Genomic DNA, 22,733 nt, shown 5'->3' with positions numbered 1-22,733 from the left:
ATGTGCGCGACGTCTCCCTCCTGATTCCCGATGGATAGGTCCTGCAGAAGATGAGCCTCTCGAGCACCGCGCACCAGCTGGTCACCCTCGCCTCCGAAGGCGAGCAGGGTGGTAATCACGAAAGCCTCAGCCCGTACCTCACCGGTGTCGGCGCGCTGGTCGCGCTGCTGCTCCTGCTGTGGATCACCACTAGTTTCAACCGCGACCGCTGACGGCAGAGGCGAACGGCTGTACCAGTAGGGTCTGCACGCATGGGAGAGCAGGAAGTGCCTACCGGCCGCGGCAAGCGCCGACTCGGCGTGATGGGCGGGACTTTTGACCCGATTCATCACGGACACCTGGTGGCGGCCAGTGAAGTGGCCGCCCACTTCCACCTCGACGAAGTCATCTTCGTCCCGACCGGGCAGCCGTGGCAGAAGAGCCACAAGCAGGTGTCCCCGGCCGAGGACCGCTATCTGATGACGGTCATCGCGACCGCGTCCAACCCGCAGTTCTCGGTCAGCCGCAGCGACATCGACCGCGGCGGGCCGACGTACACGATCGATACGCTACGGGATCTGCGCACGGTCCATGGCGACGCCGATCTCTTCTTCATCACCGGCGCCGACGCCCTGTCCCAGATCCTGACCTGGCGGGACGCCGAGGAGTTGTTCTCGCTCTCCCACTTCATCGGAGTGACCCGGCCGGGCCACGTGCTGACGGACGACGGGCTGCCCGAGGGCGGCGTCTCGCTGGTGGAGGTGCCCGCACTGGCGATTTCGTCCACGGACTGCCGCGCCAGGGTCGCGCAGGGGGAGCCGGTCTGGTATCTGGTGCCGGACGGTGTCGTCCGCTACATCGACAAGCGCCAGCTGTACCGCGGCGAATGAGCCACGGAGAGGGGCACCTGTGAACGACCGACAGAACCCGTACGACCCGTACCAGCAGCAGCCGCTGATCATCGGCTACGACGAGTACGGGCAGCCGGTCTATCAGCAGCAGGGGCAGCAGCAGTACGACCCGTATGCCCAGCAGGAACCGCAGCAGCAGGACGTGCGGTCGCAGCAAGAGGGCTACGGTTACGACCCGTACACCGGCGCGCAGCAGTACGACCCGTACGCTGCCCAGCACGCCCAGCAGCAGGCGCAGCCGACGCAGCAGGAGTACGGGTACGGCCAGGGGGGCTACAGCGACGGCGGCTACGGTGCGTACGGCTACGACACGGGCCGACAGCCCGCGGTGGACGACTCCACCCAGCAGTGGCACGTACCCGAAGCCCCTTCCGGACCGGCGGCACCGGCAGCACCGGCAGCGCCGGTGTCGGTGCCAGGCCGGCGGCGCGAACCCGAACCGGAAGCCGATGCCGTTGTTTTTGGACAGCGCCGTGCCGACAGCGACTACGGAACCGAACAGTTCGCCTTCATCGAGGAGCCCGATGAGGACTCCGAAGATGTCATCGACTGGCTGAAATTCACCGAGAGCCGGAGCGAGCGTCGTGAGGAAGCACGCCGGCGCGGGCGCAACCGGATGGTCGCGCTCATAGTCGTCGTGGCCCTCGTGGTCGTCGGCGGCGCGGGCTACCTCTGGTTCGCCGGAATGGTCCCGGGAGTCTCCGGCACGGACGAGCAGAACACTACGGCGTCGGGCCCGCAGAAGCGTGACGTCATCGTCGTCCATCTGCACGACACCAAGAAGGGCGGCACCTCCACGGCGCTGCTCGTCGACAACGTCACCACCGGACAGGGCACCACCGTCCTGCTCCCCGACTCGCTTGCCGTGGCCGCGGACGACGGGTCCACCACTACCCTCGGCAAGTCCGTGGACGACGACGGGTCCACCGGCACCCGGGAGTCGATCGACACCCTGCTCAGCACCAGCATCAGTGGCACCTGGCGGCTCGACACCCCGTACCTCGAGAATCTCGTGGAGCTCGTGGGCAACATCGAGGTCGACACCGACACGGATGTGCCCGACTCCAAGAAGGGCGCCTCGCCGCTCGTGAGTAAGGGGGAGGCACAGACGCTGAGCGGCCCGATGGCCGTCGCGTACGCCACCTACCTGGGCGAGGGCGAGCAGGAGGCCAAGCAGCTGATGCGCTTCGGCCAGGTGATGCGCAGCGTGCTGCGCAAGCTGTCGGAGGACCCCGAGGCCGCGACCGTCACCATCGAGACCCTCGCGCAGATCCTGGACCCGTCTCTGCCGGAGCAGGACCTGGGCGCGTCGCTGGCGAAGCTCGCCGGGCACGCCAAGGTGGGCGACTACAAGACGGAGCTGCTCCCGGTCCAGAGCGACGGCACCCTCACGGAGCAGGCGACCGAACGCGTCGTCAAGGACGTCCTGGGCGGCAAGGTGAAAACCCCGGACCAGGGCGCGGCGGTACGCGTCGGCATCAAGAACGCCACGGGGAACACCAGCGGTACGGATTACGCCAGGATCCAGCTCGTCAACGGCGGCTATGCCTTCGTCGACAGTGGCAGGACGGACACCGCCGCTGCGTCCCAGGTGGTCTACGGGGCCGCGGACGACAAGGCGAAGGCGGTCGAGGTCGCCAAGACCCTTGGCCTGCCGGAGACCTCGGTGAAGAAGGGGGAGCCCGCCACGAACGCCGACGTGTCCGTCGCCCTCGGGCAGGACTACAAGATCCCTGAGCAGCAGCAGTAAGGGCTGTCGGCGGTCCGTGAGACCCTAGAGGTTGATCTGACCGCCGACGAAAGCCTGCATGTGACCGCCACGGACCGCTCCATCGAGCTCATCAACGCCGCCGCCCAGGCGGCGGCCGACCGGCTCGCGCACGACATCATCGCCTACGACGTCAGCGAGGTGCTGTCGATCACCGACGCATTCCTGCTGGCCTCGGCTCCCAACGACCGCCAGGTCAAGTCGATCGTCGACGAGATCGAGGAGCGGCTACAGAAGGAGCTCGGCGCCAAGCCGGTACGCCGCGAGGGCGACCGCGACGCCCGCTGGATCCTTCTCGACTACGTCGACATCGTGATCCATGTCCAGCACAGCGAGGAGCGTGTGTTCTACGCGCTCGAACGGCTGTGGAAGGACTGCCCCGAGATCGCCCTCCCGGAGGACGCGCTCAAGACCCGGGGCAAGGCCGAGGAGCACGCCCAGCTCAACGGCGGCACGGAAGGTGAACAGAGCTGAACGGCAGCAGGAGCGGCAGGGGACGCAAGATCGTCCTCTGGCGGCACGGCCAGACGGCGTGGAATCTGGAGCGCCGTTTCCAGGGCACCACGGACATCGAGCTGACCGAGACCGGCGTCGGTCAGGCACGCCGCGCCGCCCGGCTGCTCGCCTCGCTGCGGCCGAACGCGATCGTGGCGTCCGACCTGCGGCGGGCAGCGGCCACGGCCGCCGAGCTCGCGTCGGTCACCGGCCTCGACGTCACACGCGACTCCGCGCTGCGCGAGACGTATGCGGGCGCCTGGCAGGGCCTCACGCACGAGGAGATCGTCGGGCAGTACGGCGAGCAGTACGCCGCGTGGAAGCGCGGTGAGCCGGTCCGCAGGGGCGGTGGCGAGCTGGAGACCGAGGTGGCCGACCGGGCCGCCCCGGTCGTCCTGGAGCATGCCGACAAGCTGCCCGACGCGGGCACGCTCGTCGTCGTGAGTCATGGCGGCACGATCCGGACCACCATCGGCCGTCTGCTCGGGCTCGAGGCCCTCCACTGGGAGGGGCTCGGCGGGCTTTCCAACTGCTGCTGGTCCGTGCTCGGCGAAGGCGCACGCGGCTGGCGCCTACTCGAGCACAACGCCGGGACGCTCCCCGAACCGGTGCTCGGGGACGACGACTAGCGGGCGCCCGGAGGGACTCTCCGGGGGCCGGGGGCCGGATTTCACTTTCCGGCTCGCCGCAGGCTAAAGTTCTTCTTGTTCGCAGCGCGGAAACGCAGGGAAAAACAGCGAACAGCGGGGCTATAGCTCAGTTGGTAGAGCGCCTGCATGGCATGCAGGAGGTCAGGAGTTCAATTCTCCTTAGCTCCACAGTCAAGATCCCGTCCCCGGCAGGGGGCGGGATTTTTTTGCGGGTTGCGCAGATCCGGTGCTGCGGCCCGTGCCGGCGGTGCCTCAACTGCCCCGGCCCGCCTGGGACAAGGGCCGACGGGGTGTTCCGGCGCCATCCTCGCAGGTGGGCCGACCGGGCCGGTGTCCTCCTCTGACGACAAAGGCGGGCAGCGGGGCGGTCGTCGGGCTGACCTCCGTGCGGGGCCATGGCAGAATCGGACCGCCGGAGGGGGCGACGGACCGATCGGGAGGGAGCGCGATGCCTGCGAGCCGCGTACGGGCCCCGGGCCTGCCCCTTACCCCCACCGTGACCCGCCGCTCCATCACCCGCCGTTCCATGGCGACTCGCTCTCCCGGTTCTTCGCAAGAGGGTTCCTTCGCTTGTGCGGCCCGCGGCCGCCCGCGGAGCTGAGCGGATGGGTGCACACAGGCGGAAGTGCGACTGGTGCGGTAGCGGTACGCCCATCGTCAGGGACATGGAACCCGTCAACGCGGAGTTCCAGTACTGGTGTGAAGAGTGTGCGCGGGCGCTGATCATAAAAGGCGACCCCATCGAGACGTACCGGGAGCTCGAAGGGGAGCCCATCTACGGCCGGCTCCTGGAGGAACACTGCACCCTCAAGCGGTTCTACTCGTTCGCCACCGCCTGACGCGGTGCCTCCGGTCGACTGCTCATGATCGGAACAGTCGCTGGTCAGGACGTTGCGCACCGGTCATATCCGGACAGGGTGGAAACGATTTTTGATGGGCCGGGGGGACCGTGTAATGTTCTCGATGTCGCCAGGGAAACCGAGCGGCAAACAACACGGGGCTATAGCTCAGTTGGTAGAGCGCCTGCATGGCATGCAGGAGGTCAGGAGTTCAATTCTCCTTAGCTCCACAGTGAAGAAGCGGGTCATCCTGGTCGGATGACCCGCTTCTTGTTGTACCCGCCCTCGGATCAGCCGTGTCCGGTGCCCAGGGGCACCAGCCGGGCACTCGGTAGCGAGGGCCGTCCGGCGGGTGCCTGCTCGAGACGGAGGACAGGGGCGGCAGTGCCGTACGGCACGCTGGGCCCGTTCGCGCAGGTGCATCGGAGCGGCGGTGCCCACGAGCGCGGCTCCGGGGTGGGCAGGTGCGCCGCGAGGTCGTCGGTGAACGCCGAGAGCGTGGCTGCCAGGAAGCGGTCGGATCCGAAGTGACCGACGATCGGCCGCACACTGCGCCGTGTGGGCGCCCTCGCGACCGCGCGCAGCTTCTCGACGAGAACCAGGGCCGAGAGGGGGGTGATCCCGCCCTGCACGGGCGGCTCTTCCTTGGCCGGGACTCACTGAAGGGCTCAAGGGGGGGGAGGAGTGGATCCTGCGCGGAGGCTTCATGTGGGCGCCTCCGAATGGCTCGGCGATGCGGTCCCGTGAGCCTCCGCCAACCTGAAAATCGCTGGTCAGCAGGGTTGGTGTGACCCGGGGTGCTTGTGCTGGTCGGGGGCTGGAGTCTGCGCTGTAGATCGCCGTCAGCGGGCGGCTGCCGGTTCCTGCTCGCGGCGGGCGGACGGCCTTCTACGATCCGGTGTACGGATCCCGAGCTGCTGGAGCGGATCACCGCGCGGCGTGCGGAACTGGACGAACTCGAAGAACAGCTGGCCAACCAGCTGTCGGAGGTCCGGGCCGAGCGCGACGAACTCGCCGTCGCCGAGAAGGTTCTTGAGCGGATGAGCGAGTAGCTTGCGGAGGAGCGGGCCTCGGCCGGGCCGGCGCCCGGGCAGGTGGGCGGCCGGGCGGTGATGATGATCCCGCACCGCACGTCCGGCGTGGAGGAGACCATGCTTCCGCCGGACTACCAGCGCATCCTGGCCGTCGTGCGGGAGGTTGCCGGGCCGGTCATGGCTCGGCAGGTCGGCGAGGTGCTGGGGGTGGACGTCAGCGTGCGAGCCGGACTGGAGCCGTTGTGCGGGAAGCTGGTCAGGCTGGCCGACCGCGGCTGGCTTCGGTTCCCAAGTCTGCTTATCGGGGACGTTTTCTCTGCCCGTGCAGCGATCCGTACGCCCCTAGACGGTGCGGGAGCGCGGGGCGCGCCTACGGCAGCGGGGTTTGCATGTGCCGTAGCGGCATGTGGTCCAGTAGGCGTCGAGCACTACATCGAGAGGTTCCCGCGCATGCCCCTTCCTGCGATTCCCCGCCGGGTCAAGATCGGCGATGCCGCCGCGTTCGCCGGGACCACACCCCGCGCGATCCGCCACTACCACGCCATCGGGCTCCTCGCCGAACCGGAACGCGGCAGCGACGACCGTCGCCGCTACGCATACGACGACATGATCCGCCTGCTGTGGATCCGCAAGATGGCTGATGCGGGTATCTCCCTGGACGACATCCAGGCCGGCTTTGAGGGCGCCACCGGCATCGAGCAGTCCCTGGCCCGGCTGGAGGAGTCCCTCGCCTCCAAGGCGGCCGCCATCGAAGCCCAGCGGGCCGCCGTGCACCGCCTCCGCGAGGTGGGCAACCCCCTGGGCCTGCTCTCACCGCTGGTCAGTGGCCGCCTGCATGATCTGCCGCCCGGGGCCCTGCGCCCGGCCGATCTGGATACCCTTCTGGTCACGGAGCGTGTCTTCGGCTCCCTGGGCGCCGCCATCCAGGCCGACCGGTTCATCGTCCTGGCCACCCACCCCGAGCTGCGGGCCGAGGAAGACCGCCTGGCCGAGGCCGAGGCGGCCCTGGACGACACCATGTCCCCCGACGACCCCCGCATCGAAGACCTGGCTGACCAGCGGTGTGCTCATGAGACCGCCGTGGGAGCCACCATCGACAGATCCGGCCTGGACGAGGCCCTCGACGACCTCCTGGACCAGGAGGACGAGCACGCTGGCGAGGAGGAAGGCGAGGCGAGGATGAGCCCGATGGAGGCCATCGGCAAGATGCCGTACGACTTCTCCCCGGCCCGCGTCCGGTACGAGGAACGTGTCATCGAACTGCTTCACTCGGCCGACAAGGACGGCGACACCCCACGGACCTGCTGACTGGCATCGGCGCTCGGGGCGAACCCGACAAGAGCAGCCCGGAGGGTACGGGCGTGATGTGTCAGTCGGCTCCCAGAGTGGCGGGCCCCACGCCGCTTCTCGGCCGGATGTCTCCCGAACCGGGTGCCGGGCCCGTGCGGTACCCTGACGCCATGCGTGCCGTACGCCTTCTGCTTAGCGAGCCGCGCTGATCACTCCCGACCGGTGAGAATGCCTGGTCGGACTCGGCGCGGCGTCCCCTCCTGTGCGAGGGGATTTTTCGTTTCCGTAGACGTGTGTCCGTAGACGTGGGCGCCGGCAGATGACGATCGATGGAGCTTTGAGGATCATGAGCGAGACGAATACCGCGGCCGAGGTGGCCGCGCCGCACCGCTATACGGCAGCGATGGCCGCCGACATCGAGGCACGCTGGCAGGACTTCTGGGACGCCGAGGGGACGTACGAGGCTCCGAATCCGACCGGGGATCTGGCGGTCGATCCGGAGCGGGCCGCCAAGCCGAAGAAATTCATCATGGACATGTTCCCGTACCCGTCGGGGTCCGGTCTGCATGTCGGTCACCCGCTGGGCTACATCGCCACCGACGTCTACGCCCGTCACCAGCGGATGACCGGGCACAACGTCCTGCATACCCTGGGCTTCGACGCCTTCGGCCTGCCCGCCGAGCAGTACGCCGTACAGACGGGCACGCACCCGCGGGCGTCCACCGAGGCCAACATGGAGAACATGAAGGCCCAGCTGCGTCGGCTGGGCCTGGGCCACGACAAGCGCCGCTCCTTCGCGACGATCGACGCGGACTACTACAAGTGGACCCAGTGGATCTTCCTGCAGATCTTCAACTCCTGGTACGACACAGAGGCCGACCGGGCCCGGCCGATCGCCGAGCTGGTCGCCCAGTTCGAGAGCGGCTCGCGCCCGGTCCCCGACGGCCGCGAGTGGGGCGCGCTGAGCGCCGCCGACCGCGCCGGGATCCTGGGGCAGTACCGCCTGGCCTATGCCTCGGACGCGCCCGTCAACTGGGCGCCCGGGCTGGGCACCGTGCTGGCCAACGAAGAGGTGACGGCCGACGGCCGCTCCGAACGCGGTAACTTCCCGGTCTTCAAGGCCAAGCTGCGTCAGTGGAACATGCGCATCACGGCCTACGCGGACCGGCTGCTGAACGACCTGGACGGGCTGGACTGGCCAGACGCCATCAAGCTGCAGCAGCGCAACTGGATCGGCCGTTCCGAGGGCGCTCGCGTCGACTTCCCGGTCGACGGAGCCGGCGACATCACCGTTTTCACCACCCGCCAGGACACCTTGTTCGGTGCCACCTACATGGTGCTGGCACCGGAACACGAGCTGGTCGAGCGGATCATCCCCGCCGCCTGGCCCGAGGGTACCCACCCGGTGTGGACCGGGGGCCACGCGAACCCGGCCGAGGCTGTCACCGCGTACCGCAAGCAGGCCGCCGCCAAGTCCGATGTGGAACGGCAGGCAGAGGCCAAGGACAAGACCGGTGTCTTCACGGGCGCCTACGCGACCAACCCGGTCAGCGGCGAGAAGGTCCCTGTCTTCATCGCCGACTACGTCCTGATGGGCTACGGCACCGGCGCGATCATGGCCGTACCGGCGCACGACGCACGCGACTTCGCTTTCGCGCGCGCCTTCGAGCTGCCGATGCGCTGCGTTGTCGAGCCGTCGGACGACCGCGGCCTGAACCCCGCGACGTGGGAGGACGCGTTCGGCTCGTACGAGGCGAAGCTGGTCAACTCCGCCAACGAGGACATCTCGCTGGACGGCCTGGGCGTCGTCGAGGCCAAGGCGAAGATCACCGAGTGGATGCAGGCGCGCGGCGTCGGCGAGGGCACCGTCAACTTCCGGCTGAGGGACTGGCTGTTCAGCCGTCAGCGTTACTGGGGCGAGCCCTTCCCGATCGTGTACGACGAGGAGGGCATCGCCCACCCGCTGCCCGAGTCGATGCTGCCGCTGGAACTGCCCGAGGTCGAGGACTACTCGCCGCGCACCTTCGACCCGGAGGATGCCGACACCCAGCCCGAGACCCCGCTGTCCCGCAACGCCGACTGGGTCAACGTGACCCTGGACCTGGGCGACGGCGCTGGCCTGCGAAGTTACCGCCGCGAGACCAACACCATGCCGAACTGGGCGGGCTCGTGCTGGTACGAGCTGCGCTACCTGGATCCGCACAACGACCAGCGGCTGGTCGACCCGGCGATCGAGCAGTACTGGATGGGGCCGCGCGAGGGTCAGCCGACCGGTGGCGTCGACCTGTACGTCGGCGGCTCCGAGCACGCGGTGCTGCACCTGCTGTACGCCCGCTTCTGGTCGAAGGTGCTGCACGACCTGGGGCACATCTCGTCCGCGGAGCCGTTCCACAAGCTGTACAACCAGGGCATGATCCAGGCCTTCGTCTATCGGGACAGCCGCGGCATCGCGGTCCCGGCCGCTGAGGTCGAGGAGCGCGACGGGGCTTACTACCACGCCGGCGAGAAGGTCAGCCGCGTCCTGGGCAAGATGGGCAAGTCCCTGAAGAACGCCGTCACGCCCGACGAGATCTGCGGTGAGTACGGGGCGGACACCCTGCGGCTGTACGAGATGGCCATGGGCCCGCTGGACGTCTCGCGTCCGTGGGACACCCGGGCGGTGGTCGGCCAGTACCGGCTGCTGCAGCGGCTGTGGCGCAACGTCGTCGACGAGGAGACCGGTGAGGTCACCGTCGTGGACAAGGAGCCCGGCCAGGACACGCTGCGGGCGCTGCACAAGGCCATCGACGGTGTCGGCCAGGACATGGCCGGGATGCGGTTCAACACCGCCATCGCCAAGGTCACCGAACTGAACAACCACCTGACGAAGGCGGGCGGCCCGCTGTCACGGTCAGTCGCCGAGCGGCTCGTGCTGCTGGTCGCACCGTTGGCGCCGCACGTGGCGGAGGAGCTCTGGCGCCGGCTGGGCCACACCGAGTCCGTCGTGCACCAGGACTTCCCGGTCGCCGACCCGGCCTATGTCGTGGACGAGACGGTGACCTGCGTGGTGCAGATCAAGGGCAAGGTCAAGGCCCGCCTGGAGATCTCCCCGTCGATCTCGGACGAGGAACTGGAGACGCTGGCCCTGGCCGACGAGAACGTCGTCGCCGCGCTCGGCGGGGCCGGAATCCGCAAGGTGGTCGTGAGGGCGCCGAAGCTGGTCAACATCGTCCCCGCGTGACAGTTGCGCCCGGGCGGTTTGCCCGGGCGCCAGGGCTTATCCCTGAACGGGCAGGTTGGGGGTTCCTGTGGAACCCTCGGCCTGCCCAGTCCGTTTACGGTAGAAGGGGCGACCGCACGCGGGCAGCCTATTCGACGACCGAGGGGCGTTCATGGACGACGTGATCCTGATCCTGACGCTGCTGTTCGTGGCCTTCACCGCACTCGGGGTGTACGCCGGCGTGAAGGCGGTGCGCGCGGCCAAGCGCGGTGTCGACCGGACGATCACGCAGGCGCGCCGCTCCGTGGAGGACACCGCTCTGCGGGCCAAGAGCTACGGACAGCCCGGTGTGCCGGGGGAGCTGGCGCAGTTGAGGCTCACGCTGCGTACATCGATGCGGGCCACGCAGGACGCGTTGGACGCCGGGGTCGCGGAGGACGCCTCCCTCTCGGAGTCGCTGGGGCTCTTCCAGCGTCTGAGCGCACACGGACACGAGCTCGACAACGACCTCAAGCGTCTGGAACGCGAGCCGGACCGGGCGACAGTGGCCACGCTGCTGCCGGAGCTGAAGGAACGCACCGAGCGCATCACACACTCGGCGGAATCGCTGCGCTGGGCGGCGCGTGACCGGGCCAGGCAGTTCGCCGACGACGATCTTGCCGCGCTCAACGCGCAGATCGACCTGGAGGCAGGGGCCCTCAGGCACTGGACGACCGAGGAGCCGTCGGCCCCGGGCGGTACGGCTGCGTACAGCTGGAGCGGGCCGGCCGACGAGGAGACACCGCCCGCGCTCACCCCGCCGGACCCGCAGCTGCGCACGGATTATCCGTGGCAGAAGTCCGCCAGGCCGGAGACCACGAACTGACGCACATCGGCTGTGGAGACATCCCACAGCCGGGGTGACGGGGGGATGTCTCCCGACTCGGTCCGCACGCTGCGAAAGGCCGGAGGCGCGTCACGGATGACTACCGGACCGACCGGAAACGATCAGCAGGCGGGTCCCGGGCTGCCGCGCCCCCGCCCCGGAAGGTAACCTCCGGCTCATGTCCCGCCATGTCGCGATCGTCACCGATTCAACGGCCTACCTGCCGCCCCAGACGATGGAACGGCACGGCATCACCACGGTGCCGCTGACCGTCGTCCTGGGTGATCAGGCCCTGGAGGAAGGTACGGAGATCTCGGCCCGGTCGCTGGCGCTGGCTCTGCAGAAGCGCCGCTCCGTGACCACGTCACGGCCCAGCCCGGAAGTCTTCGCCGCCGCGTACCGCGCCGTGGCCGAGGCGGGTGCCACCGGAATCGTCTCCCTCCATCTGTCGGCCGAGTTCTCCGGTACCTACGACGCCGCCGCGCTGGCGGCGAAGGACGCACCGGTGCCGGTGCGCGTGGTCGACACCGGCATGGTTGCCATGGCCCTGGGATTCTGCGCGCTCGCCGCGGCCGAGGCCGCCGAGGCGGGTGGCGGCTTGGACGAGGCGGTCGCAGCGGCCGAGAAGCGGGCGGCGGGCACGTCGGCGTTCTTCTACGTCGATACGCTGGACTATCTGCGCCGAGGCGGGCGCATCGGTGCCGCCCAGGCACTGCTGGGGTCGGCCCTGGCCGTCAAACCGCTGCTTCAGCTCGACGGCGGCCGGATCGAGATGCTGGAGAAGGTGCGGACGGCGTCCAAGGCGATCGCGAGGCTCGAGGAGATCGTCACCGTGCGCGCCGGCACCGGTGCGGTGGACATCGCCGTCCACCACCTGGCCGCTCCGGACGGCGCCGAGAGGCTGGCGGAGCGGCTACGGGGACGGGTGCCGGGGCTAGTCGATCTTCATGTGAGCGAAGTGGGTGCGGTGATCGGGGCCCACACCGGGCCCGGGCTGCTGGGAGCGGTGGTCGCACCGCGCTGAATCTCACTCCGGCGGGTGGTGAGGTTATCCACAACTGGTGAGTTATCCACCGTAATCGGGGCGGCTCGGCGGATTTCGGAGGAAGTGTCTAGCGTCGTGAGACATGACCTTCCGACCACTTTCCACAGTCGGCCGTGCCATCGGACGGCAGAGCCCGGCCGGCGGCGCCACGAACCCGCCCACGCACAGGCTCTCGGATCTGCCCGCGCACGTCACCATGGACTTGCCCAGGCGCCCGCCCGCCCATCGGGCCATGCACCGTGCCGCACCTCGTGTGTTGTCCCGCGGGCCCGGCCCGGCTGGGCGTGCCCGGTCCAGGCCCGGTGTCCGCCCCGGTGGAGCGGCCGGTACCTCGCCCGGCACCGCCTCGGTCGCCCGGCGCGGGCGCCGGAGACGCACGGTGCGCGGATCGGACGCCGGGATCGCGGCAGCTTCCCGGCTCCGGGCGGACGCCCTCATGGCCGCCGACCGGGGGGCGACGCGGACTGCGGCGGTGGCTGGGGCGGGAACGGCCGGGGCGCTGTCCGGCGCGCCTGGACGCTCCCGTGCGGCACCTTCCTGGGCAGTGGACCCGCCACTGCCCACGCCCGACGTGAGCTCCGCGGCAGCGCCGCCGGTCAGGCCGTCACCCCCGCTGCGCCGCGGGGCGTCCGACGGTTCCGCCGCGCGGCCACGGTGGTGGCGGGAGGCTGGGCCCGCTCTGCGGGATCGGTTACCCCTGTGGATGCAGCTGCGCTGCGGCTTGGAGCCACGCGCGCTCGCCGCGCTCGCCGTCGTCCTGGTCGGCGCCGCGGTGCTCGCGGGGACACACTTCTGGTCGGCCCGTCCTGAGCCCGTCCGGCCTCCCGACCGGGTCACGGAGGCCGCCGCGGTGCAGGCGGGCGGGCCGGGGACACCGCAGGCCCAGCCGGCCGGTCTCCCGCCCGCTCCGGACGAGGGATCGAAGACCGGTGCCGCACCCGGCGGACAGATCGTCGTCGACGTGAGCGGCAAGGTGCGTCGGCCGGGGATCCAGTACCTGCCGGCCGGCTCCCGCGTCGCGGACGCCCTGCGCGCCGCGGGAGGCATCCGTACAGGAACCGATGTCACCGCACTCAACCGCGCACGCGTCCTGACGGACGGTGAGCAGGTAGCGGTGGGTCTGCCTGTCGCGCCGCCACCCGCGGGCGGAACACGTGCAGATGGCGCGGCGGGAGAGGCCGGACCGGCGGCGCCGGTGAGCCTCGGCACGGCAACCGTCGAGCAGCTCGAAACCCTCCCCGGCGTCGGGCCGGTGCTCGCCCAGCACATCGTCGACTACCGCACCGAGCACGGAGGGTACCGCTCCGTCGACGAGCTCCGTGAGGTCAACGGCATCGGGGACCGCCGGTTCGCGGACCTCCGGCCGCTGGTCAGGCCATGAACGAGGCCGTGACCGGAGCCGACGTCCACACACACTCGGGGCAGCGGCTGGGCGCTGCCGACCCACGTCAGGAAGCTCCGGCCGACCTGCGGCTGGTCCCTCCCGCCCTGGCGGCCTGGGCGGCAGCCGTCGTGGCACTGGGGGCGCCGGGACGGTGGGTGGCGGTCGGGGCGGTGCTCTGCGCATGCGCCGGGCTGGGCCTCGTCGCCGTACGGCGAGTCGTACCGCGAGCCGTGACACGAGCGGCACCGGACCCAGCGGGCCTCGGGGGACAGGCAGGTCCGATGTGGCAGGCGGGGCCGGCAGAGCGGGTGGGTCCGGCGGCCGGGCCGCCAGGACCGGTGAGGCCACCCCGGCGAGCGGGGACACGCACCACGGCTGTGGCCGGGGCGCTGCTCTGCGCGGCTGCCGGGGCGGCGGCTGCCGGGCTGCACGGCGCGGACGCGCGCAGTGGTCCCGTCCCCGGACTGGCGGAGTCGTATGCGCGGGTCGAGGCGGAGGTGACCGTCACGTCCGATCCCCGGCAGACCCGGCCGCGCGTTCGGGGCGACCGCAGCACACCCGTATCCCTGCTTCTCGAAGCGGAGGTCGACCGGCTGGCCGCTCCGGACGGCACGGTCACCGAACTCCGCACCCCGGTGCTCGTCATGGTCGCCCCCGGGGACGCGGCGGCGCGGTGGCAGCGGCTGCTGCCCTCGACCGGAATCCGGATCAGCGGGCGGCTCTCCCCGCCGCGCCACGAGGGGGAGCGCATCGCGGCCGTACTCGGCACCGACGCGGACGGCCCACCGCGGGTCATCAGAGGGCCCACCCTCCTCCAACGCGTCGCGGGGGATCTGCGATCCGGCCTGCGCGAGGCCACCGACGGGCTCGACGCCGATGCCCGGGCACTCCTGCCGGGCCTGGTCGTCGGCGACACCTCACGGGTTCCGCCCGACCTGCACGACGCCTTCAAAGCCACCGACCTCACCCACCTGTTGGCCGTGTCGGGCGCCAACCTGTCGATCCTGCTCTTCCTCCTCATCGGTCCACCGGGCTCCGCGTTGCGCAGCGAACGCCGCGGCCTGGCGCCCCGGCTGGGCATCTCCCTGCGCATGACCGCCCTGACCGGCGGCGGCGTCGCACTCGCCTTCGTGATCGTCTGCCGCGCCGAGCCGAGCGTTCTGCGTGCGGCTGCCTGCGGTCTGATCACGCTGCTCGCCATCGGTACCGGCCGACGCAGATCGCTGATTCCCGCACTGGCCGCGGCCGTTCTGCTGCTGGTGCTGTACGACCCGTGGCTGGCCCGCAGTTACGGCTTCCTGCTGTCCGTGCTCGCCACCGGCGCGCTCCTCACCCTCGCACCGAAGTGGAGCGACGCCCTTCAGCGGCACGGGGTCCCGGGACGACTTGCCGAGGTGCTGGCCGCCGCGGGCGCCGCTCAGGCGGTCTGCGCACCCGTGGTCGTGGTTCTCGCGTCACGCGTCAGCCTGGTGGCGATCCCCTGCAACCTGCTGGCCGAATTCGCGGTGGCGCCCGCGACCGTCCTGGGTTTCGCCGCGCTCGCTGTTGCCCCCGCGTCCATGCCGGTGGCGGAGACGCTGGCCGAGGTCGCCGGCTGGCCCGTCGGATGGATCGCGTCCGTGGCCCGCACCGGGGCCGCGCTTCCCGGGGCGGAGGCCGACTGGCCGGGCGGGTGGCGCGGTGCGGCCCTCCTGGCTGTGCTCACGGCCCTGCTGGTGCTGTCGGCCCGCCGCCTGGCCCGCCACCCCTGGGTCTGTTCCGCCGCCGCGCTCCTGCTGGTGCTCGCGGTGCTGAGACCGGTGCCGCTCACCCGGTTCGTGACGGGATGGCCGCCGCCGGGCTGGGCTTTCGCTCTCTGTGACGTGGGGCAGGGCGACGCCATGGTCCTTGCCGCCGGAGAGGGGACGGCGGTGGTGGTGGACGCCGGTCCTGAACCCCGCCTGGTGGACCGGTGTCTGCGTGACCTCGGCATCACCCGTGTGCCTCTGCTGCTGCTGACACACTTCCACGCCGACCATGTGCGTGGCCTGCCGGGTCTGCTGAGCGGCCGCGAGGTCGGCGCGATCCAGACGACGAGCCTCGACGAACCGCCGGAGCAGGCAGCCTTCGTGAAGCGAACAGCCGCGGCGGCGCACGTCCCGATGGTCCGGGCCGTTCCCGGCGAGCGACGCCGGACCGGGCCCCTCGACTGGCAGGTCCTCTGGCCCGCGGCCGGCGCTCAGGGGACGGTTTCGGCGCACGTGACCGAGGAGCCCAATGATTCCAGCGTCACGCTCCTCGTCCGGTCCGGCGGGCTGACCCTGCTACTCCTCGGCGATCTCGAACCCCCCGCCCAGCAGGGGGTGCTGCGCAGCCATCCGGCACTTCCCCAGGTGGACGTGCTCAAGGTCGCGCACCATGGCTCCGCCCATCAGGACGCCGCGCTTCTGCGCAGCGCACGCCCGAGGCTCGCGTTGATCAGCTGCGGCAGGGACAATCCGTACGGCCATCCTGCGGCCCGTACGGTCGAAGCGCTCGAAGCGACGGGAGCGAAGGTTCTGCGCACCGACCTCCATGGTGCGATCGCGGTGACAGGTGCCGGCGCGGAGCTGCGTGCGGCAGGCCGGCCATGAACGCGCGGTGCGCCCGGTGCCGTGTCCCGCTGACGGGCCGGTCCCCGCGAACCTGCAGGCCCCCGCTGTCGGACCCGCCAGGTGCCGTCGGGCATCAGGTCGCGCCCTGCCGGCTCGTTCTCATCGCGCCACGCCTGGACGGCGTACGGCGTGATGCGCGGATACACCCAGCGGGGCGTCCGCGCAGATCCCAGTGGAGCTTTCCCGCGAGGGCGTCACCCGACTCGGCGGGAAGGTCCGCTCCTTCCACGATCTCGGCCGTTCCCTCGAACAGCCCTGCACCCCCCTGCACCCCCCTGCGCCCGCTCGAGCTGGACGCCCGCGCCGAACAGGGCGATCCCTGCGGCAGGTTCCGCTTCCGGGAGGCGCCGCAGGAAAACCTCGATCTGTTACGCGACGGTACGCGGCAGTTCCGCCTGGATCTGCGGCCGCTCGTGCCGACGGACCGCCGGGCCGGCCGGTTCCTGCTGACGAGGGCTGACGAGGGCTGACGACCCCCCGGCTGACCGGTGTACCCGCGCGGCCGAACTTCGCGCACCGGCGTGCGCGGCCACGCCTCTAAGGCACCTCCAGCCACCCCTCGTACTCCGCGGCGAACGCGTCGAGCGTTGCGGAGTCCAGCCGGGCGTCCGGGTCCTCCACCACCACCAGCCACTGCGCGTCCTCGGCGTCGTCCTCGCCGGCCAGGGCGTCCCGGACGAGATGCGGCTCCTCGGAGACGCCGAACCGGTCCGACAGCTCCCCGGCCACTTCCTCGGCCGTGTCACGGTCGGGCAGCACCAGTACATGTCTCACATCGCTCACCCGGCCATTCTCCGGTATGCCCGGCCGGCGATACGCCGGGGCAGCTGCCCCGGCGGCGTTGTCACAGGGGCGTGGGATGCTGGACCGCGATGGCCACCAGACGCAATTCCACCGACGATCCGCTCGCCCCCGTCACGCTTGCCGTAGGCCAGGAAGACCTGCTCCTGGACCGTGCCGTGCAGCATGTGGTGGCCGCGGCCCGCGCCTCCGACGCCGACACGGACGTCCGCGACCTCATGCCGGACCAGCTGCAGCCCGGCACGCTCGCGGAGCTCACCAGTCCCTCACTCTTCGCCGAGCGCAAGGTGGTGATCGTGCGCAACGCGCACGATCTCTCCGCCGACACCGTCAAGGACGTCAAGGCGTACCTGGGTGCCCCCGCTGAGGAGATCACCCTCGTGCTCCTGCACGCGGGCGGGGCCAAGGGCAAGGGGCTGCTGGACGCGGTGCGGAAGGCGGGGGCGCGTGAGGTGGCGTGCCCCAAGACCACCAAACCGGCCGAGCGGCTGTCCTTCGTACGGTCGGAATTCCGGGTGCTCGGACGCTCTGCCACCCCGGAGGCGTGTCAGGCGCTGGTGGACTCCATCGGCAGCGACCTGCGGGAGCTGGCGAGTGCTGTTTCGCAGCTGGCCGCGGATGTCGAAGGCACCATCGACGAAGCGGTGGTCGGCCGCTACTACACAGGGCGTGCGGAGGCCTCTTCCTTCACCGTCGCCGACCGTGCCGTCGAAGGCCGGGCGGCGGAAGCGCTGGAGGCGTTGCGGTGGTCGCTGTCCACCGGCGTCGCCCCCGTCCTGATCACCAGCGCCCTCGCGCAGGGCGTCCGGGCGATCGGCAAGCTCTCGTCAGCCCGGGGCGGGCGGCCGGCCGACCTGGCCCGCGAGCTCGGTATGCCGCCCTGGAAGATCGACCGGGTCCGCCAGCAGATGCGTGGCTGGACACCGGATGGAGTAGCGGCGGCGCTGATCGCGGTCGCGGCGGCGGATGCCGGTGTCAAGGGCGGCGGGGACGACCCCGAGTACGCCCTGGAGAAGGCAGTGGTCGCCGTCGCCCGCGCGGCACGCTCCGGCGGCCGCTGAGCCCCGCGCCGCACCCTCGGCACGTCGCGGGCCATGCACGAAGGCCCCGGCCGCAGTCCTGGGGAGGACACGTCCGGGGCCTTCGATTCACGCTTTTTTGCGCCGCACCCGCGTGGCGAACGCAGGTTCGGTGTGCGGCGCGAGGTGCCGGTCAGGAGCGGGAGAGAGGGCCCGCTGAGTCCGTTCCGGCGATCACATCAGTAGCTCAGCCCTGGAGGGCGGCAACCTTGACAGCCAGCGCCGACTTCTTGTTGGCAGCGGCGTTCTTGTGGATGACACCCTTCGAGACAGCCTTGTCGAGCTGGCGGGAGGCGTCGCGGACGGCCACAGTGGCCTTCTCGACGTCACCGGCAGCGGCAGCCTCACGGGCCTTGCGGATCGAGGTCTTGAGCGAGGACTTGACGGCCTTGTTGCGCAGGCGCGCCTTCTCGTTCGTCTTGTTCCGCTTGATCTGGGACTTGATGTTCGCCACGAAAGAGCCTTTTCAGGTTCGTTGGATCTTCTATGTGCGCCACGCCGCTTCTGAGGGCCACGAGGCACAGCTGCCCACGGTAGCAGTCACCCTCGGACCGGCCCAAACCGGTCCCGGCCCCACAGGCGTGGGACCATGGAGGCTACGTATCGATCCGTCCGACCCGACATCGACCCGAGACACGGCGTCCGGCGTCTCAAGAATCAGGACCCTGCGTGCCCGCGACTCCTACCAACGTGCCCGAGCCGAGCCGTACCGACCCGGCGCTGATCCGCAACTTCTGCATCATCGCGCACATCGACCACGGCAAGTCGACTCTTGCCGACCGGATGCTCCAGCTGACGGGAGTGGTCGACCAGCGGCAGATGCGCGCCCAGTATCTCGACCGGATGGACATCGAGCGCGAGCGCGGCATCACCATCAAGTCCCAGGCGGTACGTCTGCCGTGGGCGCCCAACGAGGGTGAGGACAAGGGCACGACCCACATCCTCAACATGATCGACACGCCGGGCCACGTGGACTTCACCTACGAGGTCTCCCGCTCCCTGGCCGCCTGCGAGGGCACTGTCCTCCTGGTCGACGCGGCTCAGGGCATCGAGGCGCAGACGCTGGCCAACCTCTACCTGGCGATGGAGAACGACCTCACCATCGTCCCGGTGCTCAACAAGATCGACCTGCCCGCCGCGCAGCCCGAGAAGTTCTCCGAGGAGCTGGCCAACCTCATCGGCTGCCAGCCCGAGGACGTGCTCAAGGTCTCCGCGAAGACCGGTATCGGCGTGGACGCGCTGCTCGACCGGGTGGTCCGGGACGTCCCGGCCCCGATCGGCCAGGCGGACGCCCCGGCCCGTGCGATGATCTTCGACTCGGTCTACGACGCGTACCGCGGTGTCGTCACCTACGTCAGGGTCGTCGACGGCCAGCTCAACAAGCGTGAGCGCATCCGGATGATGTCGACGGGCGCCACCCACGAGCTGCTGGAGATCGGTGTCTCCTCCCCGGAGATGACCCCGGCCGACGGCATCGGTGTGGGTGAGGTCGGCTACATCATCACCGGTGTGAAGGATGTCCGGCAGTCCAAGGTCGGTGACACCATCACCTCCCTGCACAAGGGTGCGACCGAGGCGCTGGGCGGTTACAAGGACCCCAAGCCGATGGTGTTCTCGGGGCTCTACCCCCTGGACGGCTCCGACTACCCGGACCTGCGCGAGGCCCTGGACAAGCTCCAGCTCAACGACGCCGCCCTGGTGTACGAACCGGAGACGTCGGCCGCGCTCGGCTTCGGCTTCCGCGTGGGCTTCCTCGGCCTGCTGCACCTCGACGTGATCCGTGAGCGCCTGGAGCGCGAGTTCGGTCTCGAACTCATCGCCACCGCCCCCAACGTGGTCTACCGGGTGGAGATGGAGGACGGCTCGGAGCACATCGTCACCAACCCGAGCGAGTTCCCCGAGGGCAAGATCGGCAAGGTGCACGAGCCGGTCGTGAGGGCCACGGTCCTGGCGCCCAGTGAGTTCATCGGCGCGATCATGGAGCTCTGTCAGAACCGGCGAGGCACTCTGCTCGGCATGGACTACCTCTCCGAGGACCGGGTGGAGATCCGCTACACCCTGCCGCTCGCCGAGATCGTCTTCGACTTCTTCGACCAGCTGAAGTCCAAGACCCGCGGTTACGCCTCGCTCGACTACGAGCCCACGGGCGAGCAGTCCGCCCAGCTCGTCAAGGTCGACATCCTGCTGCACGGCGACAAGGTCGACGCCTTCTCGGCGGTCACGCACAAGGACAAGGCCTACGCGTACGGCGTCCGGCTCGTGGCCAAGCTGCAGAAGCTCATCCCCCGGCAGAACTTCGAGGTGCCGATCCAGGCCGCCATCGGTTCCCGGGTCATCGCACGCGAGACCGTCCGCGCCATCCGCAAGGACGTCCTCGCCAAGTGCTACGGCGGTGACATCTCCCGTAAGCGGAAGCTGCTGGAGAAGCAGAAGGAGGGCAAGAAGCGGATGAAGATGGTCGGCAACGTCGAGGTGCCGCAGGACGCGTTCATCTCCGTCCTGTCGACCGACGAATCCGCCGGCGAGGGCAAGAGCGAGGGCAAGAGCAAGAAGTAGCACCGGCCGCCCTGCCCGGGTCCACCCGGGAGTACGTCCTCGGGCGTACCCGGAAGTAGCCCATCGGGCCCCTGTGCCGCGGACACCCGCGGCACAGGGGCCCGGTTCGTTACCAAGCGGCGGCCTGTTGCCTCTTACGCGACGGTCTTGCGCGCTCTACTCTGATCACCACCCGTTAGTTACTCGCCAGTTAAACAAGCAGGCCGAGCGGGAACGAGAAGCAGGAAACACAAGCAGCAGCATTTATAGCCGGTCGTAGCAATGCCGCAGGCCCGGAGGACGTCGTGAGCGACACACAGACCTTGATCGATAGCCGACCGCCCTCCGTGGCGACTCTCTTCATCGACCGCGTGGCGGCCACCCCGGACGGGGAGGCGTACCGCTACCCGGTGCCGGCTGCCTCGGGTCAGGGCCCGGACGAATGGAAGTCGCTCACCTGGGCACAGGCCGCCGAGCGGGTCCACGCCATCGCGGCCGGTCTGATCGCTCTGGGTGTCCGGCCGGAGGAGCGTGTCGCGCTCGCCTCGTCCACCCGCGTCGAATGGATCCTCGCCGACCTCGGCGTGATGTGCGCGGGCGCGGCGACCACGACGATCTACCCCTCCACGAACACCGAGGAGTCCGCCTTCATCCTGGCCGACTCCGACAGCCGCGTCCTGATCGCCGAGGACGCCGCCCAGCTGGCGAAGGCACGGGAGCACCGGGCCGAGCTGCCCGAACTGGCGCATGTCGTCGTCATCGATCCGGCCGGCGCCGACGCCGTCGAGGGCGACCCCGAGGGCTGGGTCCTCACCCTGGCCGAACTCGAGGCCCGGGGTGCCGAACACCTGGTGAAGAACCCGGACGCGGTCACCGACCGGGTCGACGCCATCACCGCGGACCAGCTGGCGACCCTGATCTACACCTCGGGCACCACCGGCCGCCCCAAGGGCGTACGGCTGCCGCACGACAACTGGTCGTACATGGCCAAGGCGACCGTGGCGACCGGCCTGATCGCCGGGGACGACGTCCAGTACCTCTGGCTGCCGCTCGCGCACGTCTTCGGCAAGGTGCTCACGTCCGGCCAGATCGAGGTCGGTCACGTCACGGCCGTCGACGGACGCGTCGACAAGATCATCGAGAACCTGCCGGTGGTCCAGCCGACCTACATGGCGGCCGTTCCCCGCATTTTCGAGAAGGTCTACAACGGGGTCGCGGCCAAGGCGCGGGCCGGCGGCGGCGCCAAGTACAAGATCTTCCAGTGGGCGGCCGGCGTCGCCCGCGAGTACGCCACGGTGTCGCAGGACAACTTCCGGCGCACCGGCAAGGCCTCCGTGCCGTTCGCCCTCGGCGCCAAGCACAAGGTCGCCGACACCCTCGTCTTCGCGAAGATCCGTGAGGCCTTCGGCGGGCGGCTCCGCGCCTGCGTCTCCGGCTCGGCCGCCCTCGCCCCCGACATCGGTCTCTTCTTCTCCGGTGCCGGCATCCACATCCTGGAGGGCTACGGGCTCACCGAGTCCAGCGCCGCCTCCTTCGTCAACCCTGGCGAGGCCTACCGCACCGGGACCGTCGGCAAGCCGCTCCCCGGCACCGAGGTCCGGATCGCCGACGACGGTGAGATCCTGCTGCGCGGCCCCGGCCTGATGGAGGGCTACCACCGGCTGCCCGAGAAGACCGCCGAGGTGCTGGAGTCCGACGGCTGGTTCCACACCGGGGACATCGGCGAGCTCTCCGATGACGGCTATCTGCGGATCACCGACCGCAAGAAGGACCTGATCAAGACGTCCGGGGGCAAGTACATCGCCCCGGCGGAGGTCGAAGGGCAGTTCAAGGCGGTGTGCCCGTTCGTCTCCAACATCCTGGTGCACGGCGCGGACCGTAACTTCTGCACCGCCCTCATCGCCCTCGACGAGCCGACCATCCTCGGGTGGGCGCAGGAGAACGGACTGGGCGGCAAGCCGTACGCCGACGTGGTGGCCTCCCCGCAGGCCGTGAAGCTCATCGAGGGCTATGTACAGAAGCTCAACGAAGGCCTGCAGCGCTGGCAGACCATCAAGAAGTTCCGTCTCCTGCCGCGCGACCTCGACATCGAGCACGGCGAGCTGACCCCCAGCCTCAAGCTGAAGCGGCCGGTCGTCGAGCGCGAGTACCAGGACCTCATCGACGACATGTACGCGGGCTCCCGCGAGGCGTAACCGCCGAAGAGAGTACGTCGGAGCGGGGCCG

The 22,733-nt window shown here is 70.0% G+C and carries 19 protein-coding genes and 2 tRNA genes; 18 read left to right on the top strand and 3 right to left on the bottom strand.

Features of this window, described 5'->3' with window-relative positions; translation table 11 throughout:
* Positions 1 to 50 precede the first annotated feature (50 nt).
* The 8 genes from ACWD04_RS03410 (at position 51) to ACWD04_RS03375 (ending at position 4,872) form a co-directional block, all read left to right on the top strand.
* Positions 51 to 212 carry a hypothetical protein gene (locus ACWD04_RS03410; RefSeq protein ID WP_451127614.1) on the top strand — a complete coding sequence of 54 codons (162 nt, stop codon included), beginning with the start codon at positions 51 to 53 and terminating at the stop codon, positions 210 to 212.
* A 39-nt stretch (positions 213 to 251) separates the two neighbouring features.
* Positions 252 to 869, top strand: coding sequence for a nicotinate-nucleotide adenylyltransferase (nadD, locus tag ACWD04_RS03405; RefSeq protein ID WP_351276953.1), 618 nt, complete (start codon positions 252 to 254; stop codon positions 867 to 869).
* Between the two features lie 19 nt (positions 870 to 888).
* On the top strand, positions 889 to 2,640 hold the full coding sequence (locus ACWD04_RS03400; RefSeq protein ID WP_451127612.1) for an LCP family protein: 1,752 nt from the start codon (positions 889 to 891) through the stop codon (positions 2,638 to 2,640).
* A 60-nt stretch (positions 2,641 to 2,700) separates the two neighbouring features.
* Positions 2,701 to 3,132: a ribosome silencing factor gene (rsfS, locus tag ACWD04_RS03395; protein ID WP_451127610.1), complete on the top strand. Its 432-nt coding sequence runs from the start codon at positions 2,701 to 2,703 to the stop codon at positions 3,130 to 3,132.
* Positions 3,129 to 3,782, top strand: coding sequence for a histidine phosphatase family protein (locus ACWD04_RS03390; protein ID WP_451128384.1), 654 nt, complete (start codon positions 3,129 to 3,131; stop codon positions 3,780 to 3,782). The genes rsfS and ACWD04_RS03390 overlap by 4 nt, the downstream gene beginning before the upstream one ends.
* A 116-nt stretch (positions 3,783 to 3,898) precedes the next feature.
* A tRNA-Ala gene (locus tag ACWD04_RS03385) sits at positions 3,899 to 3,971 on the top strand.
* 437 nt (positions 3,972 to 4,408) lie between these two features.
* The gene (locus ACWD04_RS03380) at positions 4,409 to 4,642 is read left to right on the top strand and encodes a hypothetical protein (protein WP_451127608.1); all 234 of its coding nucleotides are present in this window, start codon (positions 4,409 to 4,411) and stop codon (positions 4,640 to 4,642) included.
* Positions 4,643 to 4,799: 157 nt separating this feature from the next.
* Positions 4,800 to 4,872 (top strand) — tRNA-Ala (locus ACWD04_RS03375).
* A gap of 60 nt (positions 4,873 to 4,932) precedes the next feature.
* Here the strand turns inward: ACWD04_RS03375 and ACWD04_RS03370 are convergent.
* Positions 4,933 to 5,274: a hypothetical protein gene (locus ACWD04_RS03370; protein WP_451127606.1), complete on the bottom strand. Its 342-nt coding sequence runs from the start codon at positions 5,272 to 5,274 to the stop codon at positions 4,933 to 4,935.
* 165 nt (positions 5,275 to 5,439) lie between these two features.
* On the opposite strand from ACWD04_RS03370, the gene ACWD04_RS03365 reads away from it, so the two are divergent.
* From ACWD04_RS03365 to ACWD04_RS03335, 7 genes are all read left to right on the top strand, one after another.
* On the top strand, positions 5,440 to 5,694 hold the full coding sequence (locus tag ACWD04_RS03365; protein ID WP_451127604.1) for a hypothetical protein: 255 nt from the start codon (positions 5,440 to 5,442) through the stop codon (positions 5,692 to 5,694).
* Between the two features lie 432 nt (positions 5,695 to 6,126).
* Entirely contained in the window at positions 6,127 to 6,984 is an 858-nt protein-coding gene (locus ACWD04_RS03360) for a MerR family transcriptional regulator (protein ID WP_451127602.1), read from the top strand.
* A 328-nt stretch (positions 6,985 to 7,312) separates the two neighbouring features.
* Positions 7,313 to 10,186, top strand: a complete 2,874-nt coding sequence (gene leuS, locus ACWD04_RS03355; protein WP_451127600.1) for a leucine--tRNA ligase — start codon at positions 7,313 to 7,315, stop codon at positions 10,184 to 10,186.
* A 151-nt stretch (positions 10,187 to 10,337) separates the two neighbouring features.
* Complete coding sequence (locus ACWD04_RS03350) at positions 10,338 to 11,030, top strand: hypothetical protein (RefSeq protein ID WP_451127598.1); 693 nt, start codon at positions 10,338 to 10,340, stop codon at positions 11,028 to 11,030.
* Positions 11,031 to 11,208: 178 nt separating this feature from the next.
* Positions 11,209 to 12,054 carry a DegV family protein gene (locus ACWD04_RS03345; protein WP_451127596.1) on the top strand — a complete coding sequence of 282 codons (846 nt, stop codon included), beginning with the start codon at positions 11,209 to 11,211 and terminating at the stop codon, positions 12,052 to 12,054.
* Between the two features lie 724 nt (positions 12,055 to 12,778).
* Complete coding sequence (locus ACWD04_RS03340; RefSeq protein WP_451127594.1) at positions 12,779 to 13,456, top strand: helix-hairpin-helix domain-containing protein; 678 nt, start codon at positions 12,779 to 12,781, stop codon at positions 13,454 to 13,456.
* Positions 13,453 to 16,071: a ComEC/Rec2 family competence protein gene (locus tag ACWD04_RS03335; protein ID WP_451127592.1), complete on the top strand. Its 2,619-nt coding sequence runs from the start codon at positions 13,453 to 13,455 to the stop codon at positions 16,069 to 16,071. The genes ACWD04_RS03340 and ACWD04_RS03335 overlap by 4 nt, the downstream gene beginning before the upstream one ends.
* Positions 16,072 to 16,629: 558 nt before the next feature.
* Here ACWD04_RS03335 and ACWD04_RS03330 read toward each other — a convergent pair.
* Positions 16,630 to 16,875 carry a hypothetical protein gene (locus ACWD04_RS03330; RefSeq protein WP_451127590.1) on the bottom strand — a complete coding sequence of 82 codons (246 nt, stop codon included), beginning with the start codon at positions 16,873 to 16,875 and terminating at the stop codon, positions 16,630 to 16,632.
* 89 nt (positions 16,876 to 16,964) lie between these two features.
* Here ACWD04_RS03330 and holA point away from each other — a divergent pair, with 89 nt between their 5' ends.
* Entirely contained in the window at positions 16,965 to 17,954 is a 990-nt protein-coding gene (gene holA / locus ACWD04_RS03325) for a DNA polymerase III subunit delta (protein ID WP_451127588.1), read from the top strand.
* 205 nt (positions 17,955 to 18,159) lie between these two features.
* Here the strand turns inward: holA and rpsT are convergent, their stop codons facing one another.
* Positions 18,160 to 18,426 carry a 30S ribosomal protein S20 gene (rpsT, locus tag ACWD04_RS03320; protein WP_389194523.1) on the bottom strand — a complete coding sequence of 89 codons (267 nt, stop codon included), beginning with the start codon at positions 18,424 to 18,426 and terminating at the stop codon, positions 18,160 to 18,162.
* Positions 18,427 to 18,641: 215 nt separating this feature from the next.
* On the opposite strand from rpsT, the gene lepA reads away from it, so the two are divergent.
* Complete coding sequence (gene lepA / locus ACWD04_RS03315) at positions 18,642 to 20,528, top strand: translation elongation factor 4 (RefSeq protein WP_451127585.1); 1,887 nt, start codon at positions 18,642 to 18,644, stop codon at positions 20,526 to 20,528.
* A 284-nt stretch (positions 20,529 to 20,812) separates the two neighbouring features.
* On the top strand, positions 20,813 to 22,702 hold the full coding sequence (locus tag ACWD04_RS03310; protein WP_451127583.1) for an AMP-dependent synthetase/ligase: 1,890 nt from the start codon (positions 20,813 to 20,815) through the stop codon (positions 22,700 to 22,702).
* Positions 22,703 to 22,733 lie beyond the last annotated feature (31 nt).

Source organism: Streptomyces sp. NPDC002911 (assembly GCF_053591835.1).
This window is presented reverse-complemented; position numbering and strand designations above follow the sequence as displayed.

Excerpts from the sequence above, each read along its gene's own strand:
- ACWD04_RS03335 (WP_451127592.1), top strand. The coding sequence starts at position 13,453 with ATGAACGAGGCCGTGACCGGAGCCGACGTCCACACACACTCGGGGCAG.
- holA (WP_451127588.1), top strand. The coding sequence starts at position 16,965 with ATGGCCACCAGACGCAATTCCACCGACGATCCGCTCGCCCCCGTCACG.
- ACWD04_RS03340 (WP_451127594.1), top strand. The coding sequence starts at position 12,779 with ATGCAGCTGCGCTGCGGCTTGGAGCCACGCGCGCTCGCCGCGCTCGCC.
- ACWD04_RS03345 (WP_451127596.1), top strand. The coding sequence starts at position 11,209 with ATGTCCCGCCATGTCGCGATCGTCACCGATTCAACGGCCTACCTGCCG.
- ACWD04_RS03410 (WP_451127614.1), top strand. The coding sequence starts at position 51 with ATGAGCCTCTCGAGCACCGCGCACCAGCTGGTCACCCTCGCCTCCGAA.
- ACWD04_RS03380 (WP_451127608.1), top strand. The coding sequence starts at position 4,409 with ATGGGTGCACACAGGCGGAAGTGCGACTGGTGCGGTAGCGGTACGCCC.
- ACWD04_RS03350 (WP_451127598.1), top strand. The coding sequence starts at position 10,338 with ATGGACGACGTGATCCTGATCCTGACGCTGCTGTTCGTGGCCTTCACC.
- nadD (WP_351276953.1), top strand. The coding sequence starts at position 252 with ATGGGAGAGCAGGAAGTGCCTACCGGCCGCGGCAAGCGCCGACTCGGC.
- ACWD04_RS03360 (WP_451127602.1), top strand. The coding sequence starts at position 6,127 with ATGCCCCTTCCTGCGATTCCCCGCCGGGTCAAGATCGGCGATGCCGCC.
- leuS (WP_451127600.1), top strand. The coding sequence starts at position 7,313 with ATGAGCGAGACGAATACCGCGGCCGAGGTGGCCGCGCCGCACCGCTAT.